The organism is Absiella sp. AM29-15 (genome assembly GCF_003434225.1).
Taxonomy (GTDB): domain Bacteria; phylum Bacillota_I; class Bacilli_A; order Erysipelotrichales; family Erysipelotrichaceae; genus Hoskinsella; species Hoskinsella hominis.
This window is the reverse complement of record NZ_QVFL01000009.1, coordinates 72982-92889: the sequence shown is the minus strand read 5'-3', so window position 1 is coordinate 92889 and position 19908 is coordinate 72982. Positions and strand designations below refer to the sequence as shown.

Genomic DNA, 19908 nt, shown 5'->3' with positions numbered 1-19908 from the left:
TGTTCATATTCATTAGATGCACAAGATGCATCTTTTTGTTTTATATAAATATCTAAAATATTGGATATGAACGATATCCTTCATTTAAAATTCATAATTCTGTTTTTTCAATATAAGATAGTCTTTTATAATGAACAATACAGAAATATTTATGAATGTAAATGATCTGTTAAAGATTGTTAACGATTGTTTAAAAGCGTTGTCATTGAAAACCAATGTTTCTATAATGTGGTTGTTTTCAAGGAATGAAAAGGAGAGATGAGAATGCTTCATATAGAAAATCTGAAGAAAGTTTATGGAAAAAACGTTATCTTAAATGGTATTTCCCTTGATATACAAGATGGAGAAATTGTATCTGTACTTGGACCAAGTGGAAGTGGGAAAACGACCTTATTAAATTGTATTTTAGGTATTACGAAAATTGATGGAGGACATTTGATATATAACAATGAAGATATTACAAATGTAGCAATGGAACAACGAGGCTTTAATATCGTATTTCAGGACTATGCATTGTTTCCCAATTTGAATGCCTATCAGAATATCATTTATGGCTTGAAAAACAAGCCTGAATTATCAAATGAAGAGGAAGTGCAGGAATTAATCGAATTATTAGGTCTAAAAGAACATTTGAACAAATCAATTGATCAATTGTCGGGTGGACAGAAGCAAAGAGTGGCACTTGCGAGAACACTGGTTATGAAACCGAAAATCTTATTATTAGATGAACCATTAAGCGCTTTAGATGGAGTGATCAAAGAGTCGATTAAAAATAAAATAAAAACGATTGCCAGGGAATTTCATTTAACAACCATTATTGTGACACATGATCCTGAAGAGGCTTTAACTTTAAGTGATCGTGTATTGATTATGAAAGATGGAAATATCTCGCAATATGCGAAGCCACAAGAAATTTTACATCAACCAGCATGTGTATTTGTGAAAGATTTTATTTTGAATCAATTGGAAATCAAGCGTAATAATATTTACGCATTATATCAAAACGCCTATGCTTCATAAACAAAAAGAATTGAAAGCCATATACATTACACTGATGTTATTGTTTGTAGTGTTTCTGTTTACACCAGTTGCATTGCTGTTTGCACAATCATTTCAAAATGAGCAGGGAATCACATTTTCTCATTATGCGGGCTTACTACAAGATAAAATTTTTTGGAAAGCATTTTTCAATAGTGTTATGGTTTCTGGATGTGCTGCTTTATGTACAACGATTCTTGCATTTTTATTAGGGTATACGATTCATTTCACGAATTTGAAATCGGTATGGAAAAAGCAAATACGTCATATCGCAACCATGCCCATGTTACTTCCAACCATCACCTATGGCTTTGCGATTATCTATACATTTGGAAAACAAGGCTTATTCACAAAGTTATTTGGCGTACAGTTATTTGATATTTATGGGTTCTGTGGCTTATTGATTGGATATATCATTTATACATTACCAATTGGATTTTTATTGATGGATAATACCATGAAATTTATTGATAAAAAATTTGATATTGTATCCAGAATTATGCAGGATACTAAATCAAAACGCTTATGGATGACCATCATAATGCCTATGATTCCTACCTTAGCTGCATCATTTATCCAGTCATTTTTTCTAAGCTTTACCGATTTTGGTATACCAGCCTCCGTTGGCGGAGAATATGATGTTGTCGCAACCTTGTTGTTTCAAAAAATGTTGGGATCTGTACCAGATTTTCACCAGGGTGCTTTGATTGCTGTTATGATGTTGCTGCCTAGTATATTCAGTATTTTTATACTTCGTTATCTTGAAAGATTTCAAATTAAATACAATAAATCAACAGTGATTGAATTACCAAAAAACAAATGCAGAGATTATCTTTGTTTTACGATATCTGTTTGTATTTCTATGTTTATACTCAGTATTTTTGCGGTAATCTTCTTACTTCCGTTCATGAATGCATGGCCATATGCGTGTTCTTTTACAATATCACATGTAATTGATACTTTATCTAACCAAAACCTGATTGGAATTTATCGTAATTCATTATTTGTATCATTACTTACCGCATTGTTTGGAACCATGATTGCATATAGTGCAGCATTAACAAATATACGCAGTCAACTGCCTAGTTGTATGAAGAAAAGCATGGATGTAATCCACAGTATTTCCAATACGATACCAGGAATGGTATTAGGGATTGCATATTTACTGGCATGGAAGAAAACACCCTTACAAAACACTTTTATATTAATCGTGATATGTAATATCATCCACTATTTTTCTACGCCTTATGTGATGGCGAAAAGTGCATTGGGAAAAATGAATGCAGGGTATGAAACTACTGGAATGTTAATGGGGGACAGCTGGTTTCAGACGATCCGCAGAGTGGTTGTGCCAAATTCTAAATCAACACTGTTAGAAATGTTTCGCTATTATTTTGTGAATGCGATGGTTACCATCAGTGCATTGATCTTTATTGTCGGCGCAAATACAGCTGTTTTAACAACCAAAATCAAAGAGCTTCAGCACTTTGCGAAATTCGATGAAATCTTTGTTTTATCGTTACTGATACTATTTACCAATTTTATTGTCACAAAAGTAATTTCATTATTATCACAACCTTGTGAGAAGATGCATATGAAAATAAAAAAAGGTGTGATTCTAATGATTAGTGGATGTATTCTGCTATTTACATTTGCCTATGCTGGAACGAAGGATGCGATTGTTATTTATTCTAATGGTGATGAAGAAGCATTGATGGCAATGAAGCATGCATTAGATGCCCATGGTTATGAAAATCAATATATTTTGCAATCTATATCTACAAGTGAACTTGGCGGTAAAATGATGGCAGAAGGCTTAGATATTGAGGCAGATATCATTACCATGAGTTCTTATTATATAGATAGTGTGCAACAACAAAATCACATGTTTGTGGATATAACATTTCCTATACAAAGCATACATGCAACCCCATCATATGCGTTGCCACTCACTGCATTAGAAGGAGCTATCATCATCAATACAAAAGTAATCAGGGAACAACATCTTCCAATACCTGCCTCCATCAAAGATTTAACAAAGGATATTTATAAAGGATACATATCGACACCAGATATAAATGCCAGTTCAACAGGATGGCTGCTTGTGCAATCTATTATTGAAGCATATGGAGAAACGCAAGGGAAACAGATATTACAGAAATTGTTAGATAATGTTGGACCGCATTTAGAATCCAGTGGGTCAGGGCCTGTGAAAAAGCTTCGTTCTGGAGAAGTTGCGATTGCATATGGATTAAGACATCAAGCACTGAAGGATAAAGAAAATAATCTGCCAATAGAAGTGATTGATCCAATAGAAGGAAATATGCAGTTAAGTGAATCGATTGCTGTATTAGATAAAGAACATCAGGAGCTGGCAATGGAAATGGCAAATTGTATACAAACATATGCGAGAAAGGAATTGATACAGATTTATCCAATTGCACTATATAAAGGAGAAACCGCAGACTTGAATCATGCAAGCCGTTATCCTAAACAATATCATGAGGCGTTATGTGTAGAGCTTTTAAAAGAACACCAGAAATTTTTCAAAGAATGTCAAAATAAATAAAGGAGAGAAGTATGATGAATACATATAAATTATTAACCCCAGGACCATTAACAACCACTGCCACAGTAAAAGAAGCGATGATGATTGATCATTGTACATGGGATGATGATTATAAACGGATTACACAGGATATACGAAAGGATCTATTAGGTTTTGCCCATGTGTCAGAAACTGAATATACGACGATTCTTATGCAGGGATCAGGGAGTTTTGGTGTAGAAAGTGTGATCAGTACTGTCATACCAAAAGATGGATGTCTGTTGTTGTTAAGCAATGGTGCTTATGGAGAACGTATCTATAAAATGTGCTGTTATCATCATATTGATTGTATGCATATGCGTTTTGCTTATGATGAAATTCCTGATCCAATAAAAGTAGAAGAAGTATTAAAGATAAATCCACAGATTACACATATTGCGATGATTCATAGTGAAACAACCAGTGGTATATTAAATGATATCGCTTCTATTGGAAAACTTTCTCATCAATATAAAAAAATTATGATCGTAGATGCAATGTCAAGTTTTGGCGCTATTGATATCAAAATGAAAGAATGGTATATTAATTTCCTAATCAGCTCTGCGAACAAATGTATTCAAGGAGTACCAGGTTTTTCCTTTATTATCGCAAATCGCGATAAACTAAAGCACTGTAAAGATCAGGCAAGAACCTTATCTTTGGATTTATATGATCAATGGGTCACAATGGAAAAAGATGGGAAATGGCGCTATACTTCACCTACCCATGTGGTTTTGGCGTTTTCCAAAGCGATACAGGAGTTAAAAGAGGAAGGTGGCGTATATGCACGTCATCAACGTTATCAACATAATATGAATTTACTTATTCAAAACTTTGAACAGTTAGGGTTTACTTTATATGTGGATAAAGCAAATCAGGGACCAATTATCGCAACATTCCTGTACCCCGAAGGAAAAAACTTTGATTTTCATGAAATGTATCAGTACATCAAAGCATGTGGATATGCAATATACCCAGGGAAACTCACAGATAAAGAAACTTTTCGAATTGGTGTGATTGGTGAAATATATGAAGAAGATATACAAAAACTAACAAAGATTATGAAAGAATATATGGAAAGGAAAGGGTAGAGAGAATATGAAAATTTCAGCAGTTATATTTGATTGGGCAGGGACAACTGTCGATTATGGATGTTTTGCGCCAGTACAGGCATTTATGGAAATCTTTCAATCATATGGCATTCATGTCACTATGGAAGAAACTAGAAAACCAATGGGATTATTAAAATGGGATCATATCAAAACAATGTTAGATATGCCTGAAATTAAAAGTCAATGGATCAAACGATATGGAAAAGAGCCAACAGATAAGGATGTTGATGCCATGCATACCCAGTTTACATTAAGCCTTTTAAAAATATTAGATCAATTTGTGGATATCAAACCATATGTTTTAGAAACAATACAGGAGTTAAGGAATATGGGGATCCGTATTGGCTCTACGACAGGATATACAGATGAAATGATGCAAATTGTTGTATCAAAGGCAAAAGAAAATGGATATAGCCCAGATTTCTGGATTACACCTAATCAGGTAAATAATTATGGCCGTCCATATCCCTATATGATATTTGAGAACATGAAGGCCTTACATATACCATCCGTATCTGAGGTGATAAAAGTTGGTGATACAATTTCTGATATCAAAGAAGGAGCAGCTGCAGGTGTTATTAGTGTTGGTATTCTGGAAGGAAGTTCTTTAATGGGGTTAACAAAGCAAGAATATGAACAGCTTTCTGAAACAGAAAAAGCAGAAAGAAAAAAGCAATTAACAAAAGAATATAAAGCTGCAGGCGCATCTTATGTCATTTCACATATGGGAGAATTGCCGGCTTTGATTAAAAAAATTGAAGCATATTAAAAAATGTGACAACTAGCGATTTGCTAATTGTCACAACTTTTTTTATATTAGAAATCTACTTCTGTATCGTAGTAGCAGCATTTCAGTAGTTTTACCATTTCTTCCTGAGATGGTTGACGTGGGTTACTTCCTGTACAAGCATCTAAGATTGCATTTGCGGCAATATCTTCTACTCTTTCAAGGAATACTTCTTCTGGTACAAATCCTGTTTCAGCAGGTAAACCATCAGCACCATAATGAGCGATACAGTGAGGAATATTTAAATCATCATTCATCTTACGTAAGTAAGCAATCAATAATGCAACTTTTTCATCATCATTATTTCCACCTAAGTGCATGTAGTCCGCAATGACACCATAACGTTTTTTCGCAGTTTCATCTTTTGCGTTAAATGCGATAACTTTAGGCAGATACATAGCATTTGCTGCACCATGAATAATGTGTGCACCACAATCCTGGAATACAGCACCAGTTTTGTGAGCCATAGAGTGAACGATACCTAATAAAGCATTAGAGAATGCCTGTCCAGCCAAACATTGTGCATCGTGCATTTTGTGACGGCAGTCCATATCTTTATTGTAAGATTTAACTAATGTTTTCTGAATCAATTCAATCGCGTGAATTGCCAAAGCATCTGTATATTCCATATTTGCTGTAGATACATAAGCTTCAATAGCATGTGTCATCGCATCCATACCTGTGTGTGCTACTAATTTTACTGGCATTGTTTCTGCTAAAGCAGGGTCTACGATAGCGATATCTGGTGTGATTTCAAAGTCAGCAATTGGGTATTTAATACCTTTTTTATAATCTGTGATGATTGAGAAAGCTGTAACTTCTGTTGCTGTACCACTTGTAGATGAGATTGCACAGAATTTAGCTTTTTTACGTAATTTAGGAATACCAAATACTTTACACATATCTTCAAATGTTAATTCTGGATATTCATATTTGATCCACATAGCTTTAGCGGCATCAATTGGAGAACCTCCACCGATTGCGACAATCCAGTCTGGTTCAAATTCAGCCATCACAGCAGCACCTTTCATAACAGTATCTACGGATGGATCTGGTTCAATACCTTCAAATAATTTTGTTTCCATTCCAGCTTCTTCAAGATAAGCAATAACTTTATCCAAGAAACCAAAACGTTTCATAGAACCACCGCCAACACATACGATAGCTTTCTTTCCTTCTAATGTTTTCAAGGCTTCCAGGGCGTTTTCGCCATGGTACAAATCTCTAGGTAATGTAAATCTTTGCATGTTTAAATGTCCTCCTTATTTTGTTGTAACCTCTTACTATTTAGTATTATACTACAAAAATAGTTCATTGTGATATTTTTCACGAATATTTTTAAAGAAATTTTTTTACATAATTTTTGATATAGTTTGAAAAAAGTAAAGAAAGAATATTCATAAATCAATACATCGTTTTGCTTTATTATTAAGTGTGAAAATTATGTGAAGTCTATAGGGGATTCTATACAAATACCATAAATGCCGTTATAATACCAGCGAAAGATTGTATGAGGGTAACGCATGAAAAATAAATTAATAAGTTTATTATGTATTTTAATGCTGGCAGGTTGTTATGGTAAAACAGAACCAGCAGCAAATGAAAATGATCGCTATTTTTTATTTGCCACACCACTACGTGATCATACGATATGGTTACAAGCGAAAGCAGGATTGAACAGCGCCTGTGATTTTTATCATGTCCATTGTGATTGGATTGGTCCCAATGTCATAGATACCGAAAAAATGAATGAAGTAATTGAAACAGGTATTCTACAACAGGCAGATGGCATCATTACACAAGGAGTTATTGATTCATCTTTGATACAAGAGGCGAAAGAAGATGGGATACCACTTATTTTGGTTGATAGCGATCAGCCGGATAGTGAACGATTTGCATATATGGGAAAAGATTTTAAACAACAGGCAGAACTGATGTTAAAGGATGTTGAAAAACATCTTGGAACCAAAGAGAAATTAAAGATTGCAATACAGGTCGCAGAATCTGATTTTTCTATCGCAAAACAACAGATTGAACAAATAAAATCCGTATTCCAACAACATCCGGGTGGTTATGAATTAGTGGATATCAGTGATTCTAAATCAGATATCGTTCGTGCAAAAAGAGAATGGAAAAATGTTTTAAGTCAATATCCGGATATCAATGTTGCGATAAATTTCGCGGCTGAATCCGCAGAACCATGTGCAGAAACAGCTAAAGAAATGAATATCCGTAAACATATTTTAATTTATGCCGTTGATGATATGCCGGCAACGATTTCGATGATTAAAAACGGAGATATCGATGGCAGTATTGTGACATCTTTTTATGATTATGGATATCAGAGTATCAAATTGATGATGGAATATCTGGATCATGGAAAAAAGCCGGAAAGTACTACTGTTTATCCTACACTTATGATGGTAACGAAGGAAAACGTGAATACATATAAAGGTGATTTAAATGAAAAAAAGTAAAAGTTTTAGAAAACGGATGCATTCCGCCAACTTTATATTGATTATCTGTATCTTAGTTTTCTTATTTGTATTCAATTCCATCAATTCCAATGTTTTACGAAAATACAATGATCTGCTTCAAGCTTATAATCTAATGTTAGAGTATTATGGAAATATGGAAGAAGCATCCACACATATCAAAGATTACTTATACACAGATAGTGAACAGGCTATGCAGAAATATGAAACATCCTATAATCAGGCATCTAATTGTTTAAAAAGTTTAGAAAAGAAAACCTATATTCAAGAATCATGGCGATTTTCCTTGTTGGAAAATATGAGTAAAAAATATGATCAGCTATGCCATAAGATTGCAAGAGATTTTGACAATGATAAACCTGATTATGAAGAAAATTATAATACGTTACAACAATATTATCGTTTGATTTTCAATACAAGCAGTGATTATTATCAAATGATCACCAAGTCTATGCAAAGTGAAGAGGTGAGGCTGAGTCAGTTAAAAACATTGACAACAGGTTTTAGCTTTTTATTGGTGTTGATTCTATCCATTTGGGTTCTATATTTCATGTATCATATTATGAATTCCTTAAGCAAGCCTTTGGATTTATTACTTCATAATATCAATAAGGTAAAAGAGGGAAAATATGATTTACGTTTAATTTCTGATAGTGGGCAGGAAATGGAAGAATTATGTTTAGCTTTAAATGATATGGCAGATCAGATTCAAAAGAATTTTGACGCAGAACGTCAGAAAGCCAATCTTGAAAAACGTTTATTGGCACAGGAAAACGAAAGTTTAAGAAAAGATGAATTGCTAATTCAAAGTGAATTACAAATGCTTCAAAATCAAATCAATCCACACTTCTTATTCAATACATTAAATATGATCAATCGATTAGTAGAGATTGGAGAAACACAAACGGCTTCTGATATGATTTTAAAAACCAGTCAGCTACTTCGATATGGGCTGGATATGCAGAATAAAATCAGTGATTTAAGAAAAGAATTAGAGGCAATTCGTGCATATATTGATATACAAAAACTTCGTTTAGGAGATCGTATTGATTTTATTGTTCATGTGGAACACGAAGATGAAATTAATGATATCAGAATACCTGGCATGATTTTACAACCACTTGTAGAAAACTCTTTAAAGCATGGATTATCCAATGTGATGCAGGATGGGGAAGTAGAAATTTTTATCACAAAAGAAGATCAGATTATCACGATATCCGTATCTGATAATGGGGAAGGAATGTCACAGGATAAATTAAATGAATTTATCAAAAACAGTTATCAAAAAGATGATGGTAAAAATCATCTTGGTTTATACAATGTTGTCAAACGTTTAGAGATGTTTTATAGAGAACATATTGAAATACAAATTGAAAGTGATATTGATTGTGGCTTTTCTTTTACCGCAAGAATTAACACAGCTAATTTATAAAAGAGAAAGGAAAAAGATATGGATTTATTAATTGCAGAAGATGAAAAAATAGAGCGTGACTATCTGAAAATGATGATAGAAAAAGCAGATTTACCAATTGAACATATTTATACAGCAGCCAATGGGCAAGAGGCTATTCAGATTTATAGTGAGCATCCTTGCGATATTATATTAATGGATATCAATATGCCAATGAAAAGTGGCTTGGAAGCATTAAAAGAAATTCGTGCAATGAAAGTAAAAGACAGTATCTGTTTTATTCTTACTTCCTATGACTATTTTTCTTATGCGAAAGAAGCTATTCGTTTACATGTAGAGGACTTCATTTTAAAGCCGGCAGATATTCATATCATTATTGAAAACTTATCAAAAGCAGTCGGTATCTTAAAAAGCCACAAGAACCAGCAGATGCAGACTTCTGCCTTAGTGGAAAAAATTAATCATACAAAGCCATTTCTTTTAAATGAGTGCGCACATTTAATTCTAACTGGACAGGATGAAATCATGATTCAGCAGCATTTAAAACTCTTGAATATTCAGTTTTCTTCTGGCTTTTGTATAATTGTGGATAAAAGTGATGATCAGTATTTAAAATTTGTCATACAGGAAATTGAGGATTCTGGCTTATCGGTTTTAAAAACAGAAATGAAAAATGATATTATTTTATTCATTATCGCAAATCATGAAATGTTAGATAAAAATGTTGATGATCTTCTTCAAATATTTAATCGTCATCATATTAGCAAATATGGAATCGGCAGTATTCAAAATGATCTGGAGCAGTTATATGTGTCTTATACCCATGCGATTATCAATCGTTCAATTGATAAAGAGGAACAAGTATATAGTGAAAATAAAAAAGAACACGAAATCAATTTCTTTATCAGTGAGTGGTTAGATTATCTTGAAAATGATGAAGAAAAGATATTGAAGGAGGCGCTAAAAAACTTTGCGGTTGCATGTATCCAGAAGGAAAAATTGAATATAGGAGGTGGACAACAATTCTTAAACGATGCATTGCATGTGCTATCAGATAAACTTCATTTTCAATATGGCATTACCCCAGATGATGTCAAAGTTACAATTGATTTCCACCATCCTCATCAAACAATTGAAATGGAAGTTGTTTACCGCTTTTATAATATTTTACGTTCAGCAAAATTGATGAAATATCAGAAGCTGGATCATATTTCAAAAAAAGCAATTGATTATATCAAAGCAAATTATATGAAACAAATCAGCTTGAATGAGGTGGCGGAAGAATTAGATGTATCACCTTCTTATTTAAGCCGTATGCTAAGCAATAATAATGGAAAAAGTTTTGTGGAAATATTAAATGATATTCGTATCAAAGAAGCGAAAAAGCTGATACGGCAGGGTATTATTTTAAAAGAAGTCGCATTTCATGTGGGCTTTCGCTCTCAAAGTTATTTTGCGAAAGCATTTAAAAAAGCAGTTGGCATGTCACCAAAGGAGTATCGTAACCTCTTTTAAAAGCGACTGCTTTTTTTTGCAAAATTTTGACAAAAATAACAAAAATGTACAATTTCTTTTCGTATACAATTATCATGTTGAAAGAGTAGGGCTTTCAAAATGTATAGTTGAATACATGAAAGGAGCAAGTATGAAAAAAGTATTAGAAAAAAGTTCTAAACTAATTCTAACTGGTTGTGTTGCATTCAGTATGTTTGCAGGGCAACTCGAATTTTTGAGCGCAAAAGAAGTTGAGGTGAATGTCGCAAAAGATGCAGAAGTCATCACAGATGGTGAAGATACTGTTTATGGTGGTCTAGCAAAAAATATCAATGATGGGGATGATACAACAGCATGGGCACTGGGAAGAAGTGAATTTCCAACAGATGTAACATTAAAATTAGAAAAATCTACATCCGTAAATAAAGTTGTAGTAAAACTAGGATCAGCTGATTGGGCAGATAAAGCAGCAGTTGATGTAGAAATTTTATATGCAATCAATGGGATTACAGATACAGAAAGTGATTGGCGTTCTTTTTCTACCAAAAAAGAAGCACAACCTTTAGGCAGTACTGTTGAGTTTGATGCAACTGAAGTTAAAAGTATCTCACATGTTTTAGTTAGATTATCTAAGGTACAAAGAACAGATGGATCAACAGAGGGAATTACTTTATGGCCATCTATTCGTGAAATTGAAGCATATGAAACTCAAGAAGAAAAAATATCAAGCTATAACAATATCGCTTCACAGGCAACAATATCTACAGATGGAGTGGATCCACAAAATCCAGAAAATTTAACTGATAATGATCCATCTACTTTATATAAATTTCATAATGATCAGCAAAGTGATGAACGCAATATTGATTTAAGCTTTGATGATGCACGTACCATTGATGCATTTGATATCTATTTTGAACATGTTGATGAAGAACAATATGACTATAAATTTGAATATAGTATTTTAGGTAAAAATGGTAAAGATGGCGAATATCAAACATTAGTTGATCATCAAACAGCAAATCGTACAGATAATTTCTATCAGGAATATCAAATTGAAGCAGCACAATATAGTGATATCCGTATTGTAATGCATAAAACAACAAATGCAATTGATGGTGTTGCTGGTAATGGCTGGCCAGCTATTGCAGAATTTGGTATATATGGTAGTGAGAAAGAAGTTGTAGATACAGAAAGTATCGCTTATAAAAAACCAGTACATACCAATTCAAATCGTTCAAAAGCAAGCAGTATTGTTGATGGTAACACAAAAACTGTATGGAATGGTACTTCTTATCCAGGTTATGCGGATATTGATTTAGAAGCAAATTATAATTTAAGTGGTATCGAGGTATATACACCTGAAAAAGGATATTCACAATATGAAATCTTCACAAGTTTAAATGGTCGTGATTTCACAAAATTAGCTGAAAAATCAAGTACTGAAGCTTGTGGTGAAAATGGTGAGAAATATGATGCTACAGGTACTGAAGCACGTTATGTTCGTATTTATGTAACATATAATTCTGCAAGTGCTGCTTCATCTATAAACGAAGTACGTGTATTTGGTGAAAAGAGTAACACTGCTCTACAGGAAACTCCAGCAGTCAATGTAGCAAGTTATGCTGATACAAATTATGCTGCGCAATTAGCAAATATCACGAATCAAGATACATATGATGAAGTTTATGGAATTATCGAACGTCGTTTAGGCGCTGAATATAAAGACTGGTTTACATTAGAAATCGCTGAAAATCCTAAAGGACATGATTATGATTATTATGAATTATCTAACGTAAACGGTAAAATCCATATCAAAGGTAACAATGGTGTATCTTTGGCAATGGGATTAAATGAATACTTAAAATATGACTGTTATGTAAATATTTCTCAGGTTGGAGATCAGGTAGTTATGCCTGAATCAATTGTTGCAGTTGATGGAACAGTATTTAAAGAAACAAAAGCGAAAGTACGTTATGCATATAACTACTGTACATTATCATATTCTATGCCTTTCTATGGTGTCGATGAATGGCGTGCTGAAATGGATTGGTTAGCATTAAACGGTGTTAACGTTGTATTGGATGCGACTGGTCAGGAAGAAGTATGGAGAAGATTCCTTGGTAAAGTTGGTTATGAGCATCAGGATATCAAAGACTTTATCGCTGGGCCTGCTTATTACGCATGGGCTTATATGGGGAACTTATCTGGATTTGGTGGACCAGTTCATGATTCTTGGTTTGAACAGAGAACAGAACTAGCAAGACAAAATCAATTATCTATGAGAAAACTTGGTATGCAGCCAGTTTTACAAGGATATAGTGGTATGGTACCAAATGATTTAGCAGAACATGATGCTGATGCTGCAAATGATGTTATCAAACAGGGAACATGGTGTAGCTTCCAACGTCCGGATATGTTAAAAACGGATTCTGAAACATATGCAAAATATGCAAAACTATTCTATGAGTCACAAAAAGAAGTTTATGGTGATATTACACAATATTATGCAACAGATCCATTCCATGAAGGTGGAATTACAGGTGGTATGTCAACACAAACTGTTGCAAGCAAAGTATTAGATTCTATGCTTGATTTTGATAATGATGCTGTATGGATCATTCAATCATGGCAGGGAAATCCTTCATCTGGATTATTAGATGGTATTGATGGAAGAGAAGAACATGCATTAATTCTTGATTTATATGCAGATAAAACACCACATTATGCTGATAATGGTGGAGGATCTTATGGTAATGATCCAGAATTTGATGGAAAACCATGGGTATTCTGTATGTTAAATAACTTTGGTGGTCGTTTAGGGTTACATGGTCATTTAGATAACTTGGCTAATAATATTCCTAAGGTATTCAATACTCAAAAATATGTACAGGGTATTGGTATTACACCAGAAGCAAGTGTAAATAATCCATTATTATATGATTTCTTATTTGAAACTGTATGGACAGACGATGCTACAAAAGATTTAAAAGTTATTGATTTAGATACTTGGTTAAATGATTATGCAACACGTCGTTATGGTGCAGAAAGTAAATCAGCACAAGAAGCATTGAAGATTTTAAAAGATACAGTATACAAAGCAAGCCTGAATCAAAAAGGTCAGGGTGCACCTGAATCTGTTGCAAATTCACGTCCTGCATTCAATATTAGTGCTGCCTCTACATGGGGAAATGCTGAGATTGATTATAACAAGGAAGACCTTGAAAAAGCAGCACAACTATTAATGGAAGATTATGATAAATTAAAAGACAGTGAAGGATATCGTTATGATTTAGCAACTGTACTAGAACAGGTATTGAGTAATAGTGCACAAGAATCTTTGAAAACAATGAAAGCAGCTTACGATAGTGGAAGTTTAGAAAAATTCACTGAAGCTAGTAATACATTCCTTTCTATCATTGATCACATGGATAAAGTCACAAGCACCAGTAAATATTACTTACTAGGAACTTGGGTAAATCAGGCGAAAAGACTTGCGGATGGTACGGATGATTTCACAAAAGAATTATATGAATTAAATGCGAAGTCTTTAATCACTACTTGGGGATCTATTAATCAGTCAGAAAGTGGTGGATTACATGATTATTCTAACCGTCAATGGTCAGGATTAATTAATGATTTCTATAAAGCACGTTGGCAGATTTGGATTGATAATCGCTCAACAGAATTAGAAACTGGTGAAAGTGTATCTGATCCAAATTGGTTTACATGGGAATGGACATGGGCACGTGGTGATGATGAATATACGTCTACACCAACCAATTTAAATTTAAAAGATTTAGGTGCTAATATTCTTGAAAACTTCTCTGTTAAAAACTTCAAAAGTCCTGCAGAAGATACATCAAAAGATATAGATGTGAAAACGATTTCTGTAGAAGCAGGGGATTATGAAAAAACACGAGGCGAAGAATATGGTGAAGGCAGCCCGGATAAAGTATTAGATGGGAATACTGGTACAAAATGGCACACAACATATGGTGGTTCTGATCGTGCTAAACACTATTTAACATTTACATTAAATGATGAACAGATGGTAAGTGGATTAAGATATTTACCAAGAACTGATGGTGGAAATGGTACGATTACAAAATATGAAGTCTATATTAAAAATTCTGAATCTGATGATTGGACAAAAGTTATTACTGATGGAAAATTAGATGCGAATGATAATGGATGGCAGATTCTTAAGTTTGATGATCAAAAAGAATATATGGCAAAACAAGTGAAATTTGTTGTATTAGATGCTGTGAGTACAGAAGAAGGCAACGATTATGCAGCATTAACCGAAATGCGTATTCTTAAGGGTGGTATAATTGAAGCGGATTTAACAGAATTGAATGCAGCGATTGCAAATGCAGAAAAATTGAATAAAGCTGATTATACAACTGAAACATGGGCAATATTGGAAACAGCATTAAAAGAAGCAAAAGCAATCACAAAAGATCAGACACAAAAAGAAGTAGATGCAGCATTATCTAAATTAAATGATGCAGTAAAAGGCTTAAAAGAGGTTGAAAAAGTAGATTTTACAGCTTTGGAAGCTGCCATAACAGCTGCTGAAAAACTGAATAAAGTAGATTATACAGCCGAAACATGGGCAACATTGGAAACAGCATTAAAAGAAGCAAAAGCAATTACAAAAGAAAATACACAAAAAGAAGTAGATGCAGCATTATCTAAATTAAATGATGCAGTGAAAGGCTTAAAAGAAGTTGAAAAAATAGATTTAACAAAATTAAATGCAGCAATAGCAACTGCTGAAAAACTGAATAAAGCTGATTATACAGCTGAAACATGGACAACATTGGAAGCAGCATTAAAAGATGCGAAAACAGTACTAGCAGATAAAAATGCAGATCAAAAAACAATTGATAAAGCTGTATTAGCATTGGAAAATGCGATGAATGGATTGTTGAAAGCTGAAGAAGAAAAACCAGTTGAACCAGAAAAGCCAACTGAACCAGATACTCCTACAACACCAGATAATAATGAAGATAAAAATGTTATCACAAATCATACAGAAACTATTAGTGTGATTGGCAAAGTTGAAGCTGGCACACAGCTGATAACTAAGGAATATTCTGAAACAGAGGTTAAAGAGTTAACTGAAATTATCAAGGATAAAGATTTATTGAAGAACTTTACAATTGAAAAAGCGTTTGATATTTCACTTGTAAAAGATGGAACAATCGTGAAACCTGATGGTACGATTTCTGTACGTATTAAAGTAAGTGCTGATATCTTGTCAAAAGATGTAAAAGTGGTATTTATTGACGATAAAGGAAATGTTACAGATATGGTTACTCGTAAGGGCAGTGATTATATTGAATTTGATACCAATCATAATTCAACATATGCGATCGTTTCAAATAATGCAGCACATAGTAATGGTGCTGATACAGGTGATACAACAAATGTAGGCATGATTTTCACATTATTAATGCTAAGTGGCGGTATAATGGTAGTTATGCTGAAAAAGAAAAAAGCATAAAACATTTGAAAGAACTCATCAATTTCAGATGTATATGGTAAAAAGACTGTTGAAAATACAGTCTTTTTAAATGGTTTTGATATATTTTTTATAGTATGTTGAATGTGTAATGGAATCAATGATATACTGTTACAAAAGGGAGGAGATCAAATGGCTCAACAAGCTTGTTTAACACTTTATAATGCAATAAAAGACAGTACTAAAATTATTGATGCAATGAAACATCATTTTGAAGCAATCGCTACTACCTATACAGCAACTGCAGACGGTATTCAGATTCAACTATTCGATGAATCTGTTGTTGAAGTTCATATCATGAATGATATGAAGGAAGTAAATCCACAGATTGCCGGAATGCAAAATTATTTTGCACAGGCACCATGTAATAACAAAGAATTAATGGAAAAGGTGATGCTGCAAATATCATTATTCAATTGTATTACGGGAATCACATTTGCAGTTGATGAACAGGAGGATCGCACCAATGCGATTATTGGGCGTATTTATGCAGTCGCAAATGATTGTGCTTGTATCATTTTATATCCAGATATGTCCATGTATACAGCAGATGGTAAATTATTGTTATCTATAGAAGGAAATAGTGATTTAAATGCATATAATCCGATTGCTTATCAGGATTTTGTGATGGAAGAACCAGATTTTCAAGAAGAAGATATCCAGCGTTATGAAAATATCAAAGCAGAATTAGAAGCACATGGTTATCCATGTATTTCACATATCATGTCTACACAATTAACAAAGGCATCCTTATATGTTCCAGAAATCAAGGAAATCGCTAAACGTGCGGTTGCTATTTTTGCATGTGCAGTATGTGCAGAGGGAACGTTAATGGAAAATGGCAGTCGTAAAATTGGATTACGTGAATTTAAAGCCATGGATAAACAGTTCCATTGTAAAGACTTTTTGAGCAAAAAAGAACGTGCATTTATTGAGGCAAGAAAAGTAGATGAGTCCACAAGTATTCAGTTTTCATGGCGTTATGAATGCTGTGCTGTTATGCTATGGGCATTAGGTTTTATGGAATTAAATGACTTTGATTCAATTTGTGATGTCGCAGGTATGGCAACAATAATCAGAAGCTTTGATTCTATTGAGGATATGTGTAAAGCCGCAAACAGAAGAAGCGATGATGAATTATTAGATATGCATACCAGAGTATTATATTATGACTGGTCATGCGTAAATGCAAGGATCCATCAAAAAGAAATGGAAGGCATTGATCCAGGTGTTGTACAAGAACATCATTATGCATTCAACTGGTTATGTGGTGCTAATCATACAGATGACTGGGATCAGATACAGCCAAATACCTAAAAAAAAAGCTGATATGCAAAATTGAAATGTTAATGCATACCAGCTTTTTTTATGATAAAGAATGTCAAAATTCAGAAAAAATGTGCAGAAATGATAGGAAAAATTCAGAAAAATGTGTAAAAATAGGGAAAAAAATACAGAAAAACGTGCAATAATCCATATTGAAACACAGGAATCATGTTTTTTGACTAATATAATAACCTTTATTTTAAGAACATCGGATACAATTTTATGTGTATTAATCACTTAAATATTTCGTATTACATTCATATTATAAAAATCAGTCAGGAAAAAATCTAAAATAAGCTGATTTACAAAAGATCATACCCTTTGTAGATCAGCTTTTTTTCATCTGTGTCATTTCATTACGGCTTTCATAGCTTCATTGATTGTATTACGATATTTTTCACCAATTGGAATATGGATATCCTGTTCTAGAATCAGTTCATTACCTGCTATTTCTTTTACATATGCAAAGTTCACGATATAGGATTTATGCACTTGAATCAGTTTTAAATATTCATGATCAATCACATAATTACGCAAGCTTCCACGAATTTTTAACTGCATTTTCTTTGTATGAAGATAAATATCATGACGGTAAGATTCGATATATAAGACATGCATAGGATGAATATCAAAGTTTAAAAATCCAGAATGATAATGATACATACTTTGTGCCATCGTGATGACTTTTTTCAAAACAGGATATAATTTTTGAAAATTTTCAGATAGATTGGAATAATCGATATAGCCAAGTGCATGTAGTGCATATCCATCATAAACATACGTATGATCAGGATACATCAATATGATTTCAGTATGTTCATTTTGGTATTTTACATTTTCTAAAAGGGAAATATCCTTTTTATCTTTTAATTCATAAAACAACAGGCTACATTGTTCTTGCAAAGTTATATCATCTTGAAATGTAGATATTGCATATTTCATTTGCATAGAGTCACAGAACTGTTTGACTTCATTACATACGGCATCCAGAAATTGATCATTTGCTTTTACATAGAACTGTATCATAAGGAATTTCCTCTATTCAGGTAGTCATTCACAGATTCATGATTACGTAATACATCTAACAGTCCTTGTTTATCTTCAATTAGAATACCATGGCTTTGTAAATAATCAATACCATCGACAGCATTTTCTTTGCGAGGATCAATCCAGTTACAGATTGTGAAAGATGTGCCATCATTTACCGCAAATTTTAATAAGACTTTATGGCCTGGTTCACCAAATAATTCTCCAACTTTTTTCTCTTTTACAGCATATACTTTTACGTATGCGATATCTTTTAAAGAAACGACTGCAGAAGGTGTTTGAGGGTGTAAATGTTTTTGCCAGATTGTGGTATCCATTACCTGAACATTTTCTGAATCAATCGTGATATAGTGGTACTTCAAAGATGTGAAAAGGTAAATCAAACCAAAGGTGATAATCAAAAATAATAAATAAATCAAGATATTTTGAAACAGATGAAATGTAAAATACTGCTGAATCACAAGATTTGCGAACAGATATAATACAAGAGAACTTACAACAGCAACAAGTGTAATAACAAATACAAAGTGTTTTGGTTCGTTTCCATCATTACCGATAATGACAGACTGCGCATTTTTCATAATTTCTTTTTTCATATGTGACCATCCTTTCTTTGTTCACCGTCATTATAATTTGGCAATGGATGAATTACTATAAGTATGACACGAAACGCCTTTTTTTGACATCACTTTATAAAAATATTAAAACATTATTAGATTTTTGTAAATCATTTCATGCTTTTATAGCATTATCACATAATCTTGAACATTCCTAATGTTTACATTATTTCCAATCCATGATAAAGAAAATAATAAGCAGTATGATGGTGATATGTATGGTATTTGGCTTATCTGTATCTGATATTCATGCGGAAAAAGAAACTGAATTCTTAAGATTACAAAACTTTATAAAAGAAGCATAAATGAACGATTTTTTATGTATTTTGCTAATGAAAACGATTATATTTTATATATATTGCGCACGTTTTTTAGAAAATGGTATTGTTTTGCATTTGTAGTTATGCTAAAATAGTTTCACATAGCCAAAATATGGAAATTCCATATGCGAGAAAGTGAGGAAA

The 19908-nt window shown here is 33.1% G+C and carries 13 protein-coding genes; 10 read left to right on the top strand and 3 right to left on the bottom strand.

Annotated elements, in window-relative coordinates; all coding sequences use genetic code 11:
- Positions 1–264 precede the first annotated feature (264 nt).
- From DW761_RS10625 to phnX, 4 genes are read left to right on the top strand one after another with little or no spacing between them, the layout of a single operon-like run.
- On the top strand, positions 265–1020 hold the full coding sequence (locus DW761_RS10625) for an ABC transporter ATP-binding protein (RefSeq protein ID WP_117453786.1): 756 nt from the start codon (positions 265–267) through the stop codon (positions 1018–1020).
- On the top strand, positions 1010–3607 hold the full coding sequence (locus DW761_RS10620) for an ABC transporter permease subunit (RefSeq protein ID WP_117518099.1): 2598 nt from the start codon (positions 1010–1012) through the stop codon (positions 3605–3607). Before DW761_RS10625 ends, DW761_RS10620 begins: the two co-directional genes overlap by 11 nt.
- Before the next feature lie 14 nt (positions 3608–3621).
- On the top strand, positions 3622–4716 hold the full coding sequence (gene phnW / locus DW761_RS10615) for a 2-aminoethylphosphonate--pyruvate transaminase (protein WP_117518133.1): 1095 nt from the start codon (positions 3622–3624) through the stop codon (positions 4714–4716).
- A 7-nt stretch (positions 4717–4723) separates the two neighbouring features.
- Positions 4724–5506 carry a phosphonoacetaldehyde hydrolase gene (gene phnX, locus DW761_RS10610; protein WP_117518097.1) on the top strand — a complete coding sequence of 261 codons (783 nt, stop codon included), beginning with the start codon at positions 4724–4726 and terminating at the stop codon, positions 5504–5506.
- Positions 5507–5553: 47 nt separating this feature from the next.
- On the opposite strand, the gene DW761_RS10605 is transcribed toward phnX, so the two are convergent.
- Positions 5554–6771, bottom strand: a complete 1218-nt coding sequence (locus tag DW761_RS10605; RefSeq protein ID WP_117453788.1) for an iron-containing alcohol dehydrogenase — start codon at positions 6769–6771, stop codon at positions 5554–5556.
- Between the two features lie 276 nt (positions 6772–7047).
- On the opposite strand from DW761_RS10605, the gene DW761_RS10600 reads away from it, so the two are divergent.
- From DW761_RS10600 to DW761_RS10580, 5 genes are all read left to right on the top strand, one after another.
- Positions 7048–8001, top strand: coding sequence for a sugar ABC transporter substrate-binding protein (locus tag DW761_RS10600; protein WP_117518096.1), 954 nt, complete (start codon positions 7048–7050; stop codon positions 7999–8001).
- On the top strand, positions 7988–9451 hold the full coding sequence (locus tag DW761_RS10595) for a sensor histidine kinase (protein ID WP_117518094.1): 1464 nt from the start codon (positions 7988–7990) through the stop codon (positions 9449–9451). The genes DW761_RS10600 and DW761_RS10595 overlap by 14 nt, the downstream gene beginning before the upstream one ends.
- An 18-nt stretch (positions 9452–9469) precedes the next feature.
- Positions 9470–10945, top strand: coding sequence for a helix-turn-helix domain-containing protein (locus DW761_RS10590; RefSeq protein ID WP_117518092.1), 1476 nt, complete (start codon positions 9470–9472; stop codon positions 10943–10945).
- Positions 10946–11075: 130 nt separating this feature from the next.
- Positions 11076–16436, top strand: coding sequence for an alpha-N-acetylglucosaminidase TIM-barrel domain-containing protein (locus tag DW761_RS10585; protein ID WP_158553790.1), 5361 nt, complete (start codon positions 11076–11078; stop codon positions 16434–16436).
- Positions 16437–16586: 150 nt separating this feature from the next.
- Positions 16587–17771 (top strand): DUF4272 domain-containing protein, encoded by a 1185-nt coding sequence (locus DW761_RS10580; protein ID WP_158553789.1) that lies wholly within the window; start codon positions 16587–16589, stop codon positions 17769–17771.
- Between the two features lie 357 nt (positions 17772–18128).
- On the opposite strand, the gene DW761_RS10575 is transcribed toward DW761_RS10580, so the two are convergent.
- Together DW761_RS10575 and DW761_RS10570 are read right to left on the bottom strand one after the other, a co-directional pair.
- The gene (locus DW761_RS10575; RefSeq protein ID WP_117518086.1) at positions 18129–18806 is read right to left on the bottom strand and encodes a LytR/AlgR family response regulator transcription factor; all 678 of its coding nucleotides are present in this window, start codon (positions 18804–18806) and stop codon (positions 18129–18131) included.
- Entirely contained in the window at positions 18803–19423 is a 621-nt protein-coding gene (locus DW761_RS10570) for a hypothetical protein (RefSeq protein ID WP_117518084.1), read from the bottom strand. The genes DW761_RS10575 and DW761_RS10570 overlap by 4 nt, the downstream gene beginning before the upstream one ends.
- A 200-nt stretch (positions 19424–19623) precedes the next feature.
- On the opposite strand from DW761_RS10570, the gene DW761_RS21645 reads away from it, so the two are divergent.
- Complete coding sequence (locus tag DW761_RS21645; protein WP_255412386.1) at positions 19624–19749, top strand: hypothetical protein; 126 nt, start codon at positions 19624–19626, stop codon at positions 19747–19749.
- Positions 19750–19908 lie beyond the last annotated feature (159 nt).

Coding starts and splice junctions, on each gene's coding strand:
- DW761_RS10590 (WP_117518092.1), top strand. CDS start 9,470: ATGGATTTATTAATTGCAGAAGATGAAAAAATAGAGCGTGACTATCTG.
- DW761_RS10575 (WP_117518086.1), bottom strand. CDS start 18,806: ATGATACAGTTCTATGTAAAAGCAAATGATCAATTTCTGGATGCCGTA.
- DW761_RS10600 (WP_117518096.1), top strand. CDS start 7,048: ATGAAAAATAAATTAATAAGTTTATTATGTATTTTAATGCTGGCAGGT.
- DW761_RS10620 (WP_117518099.1), top strand. CDS start 1,010: ATGCTTCATAAACAAAAAGAATTGAAAGCCATATACATTACACTGATG.
- DW761_RS10585 (WP_158553790.1), top strand. CDS start 11,076: ATGAAAAAAGTATTAGAAAAAAGTTCTAAACTAATTCTAACTGGTTGT.
- DW761_RS10570 (WP_117518084.1), bottom strand. CDS start 19,423: ATGAAAAAAGAAATTATGAAAAATGCGCAGTCTGTCATTATCGGTAAT.
- DW761_RS10605 (WP_117453788.1), bottom strand. CDS start 6,771: ATGCAAAGATTTACATTACCTAGAGATTTGTACCATGGCGAAAACGCC.
- phnW (WP_117518133.1), top strand. CDS start 3,622: ATGAATACATATAAATTATTAACCCCAGGACCATTAACAACCACTGCC.
- DW761_RS21645 (WP_255412386.1), top strand. CDS start 19,624: ATGATAAAGAAAATAATAAGCAGTATGATGGTGATATGTATGGTATTT.
- phnX (WP_117518097.1), top strand. CDS start 4,724: ATGAAAATTTCAGCAGTTATATTTGATTGGGCAGGGACAACTGTCGAT.
- DW761_RS10595 (WP_117518094.1), top strand. CDS start 7,988: ATGAAAAAAAGTAAAAGTTTTAGAAAACGGATGCATTCCGCCAACTTT.
- DW761_RS10580 (WP_158553789.1), top strand. CDS start 16,587: ATGGCTCAACAAGCTTGTTTAACACTTTATAATGCAATAAAAGACAGT.
- DW761_RS10625 (WP_117453786.1), top strand. CDS start 265: ATGCTTCATATAGAAAATCTGAAGAAAGTTTATGGAAAAAACGTTATC.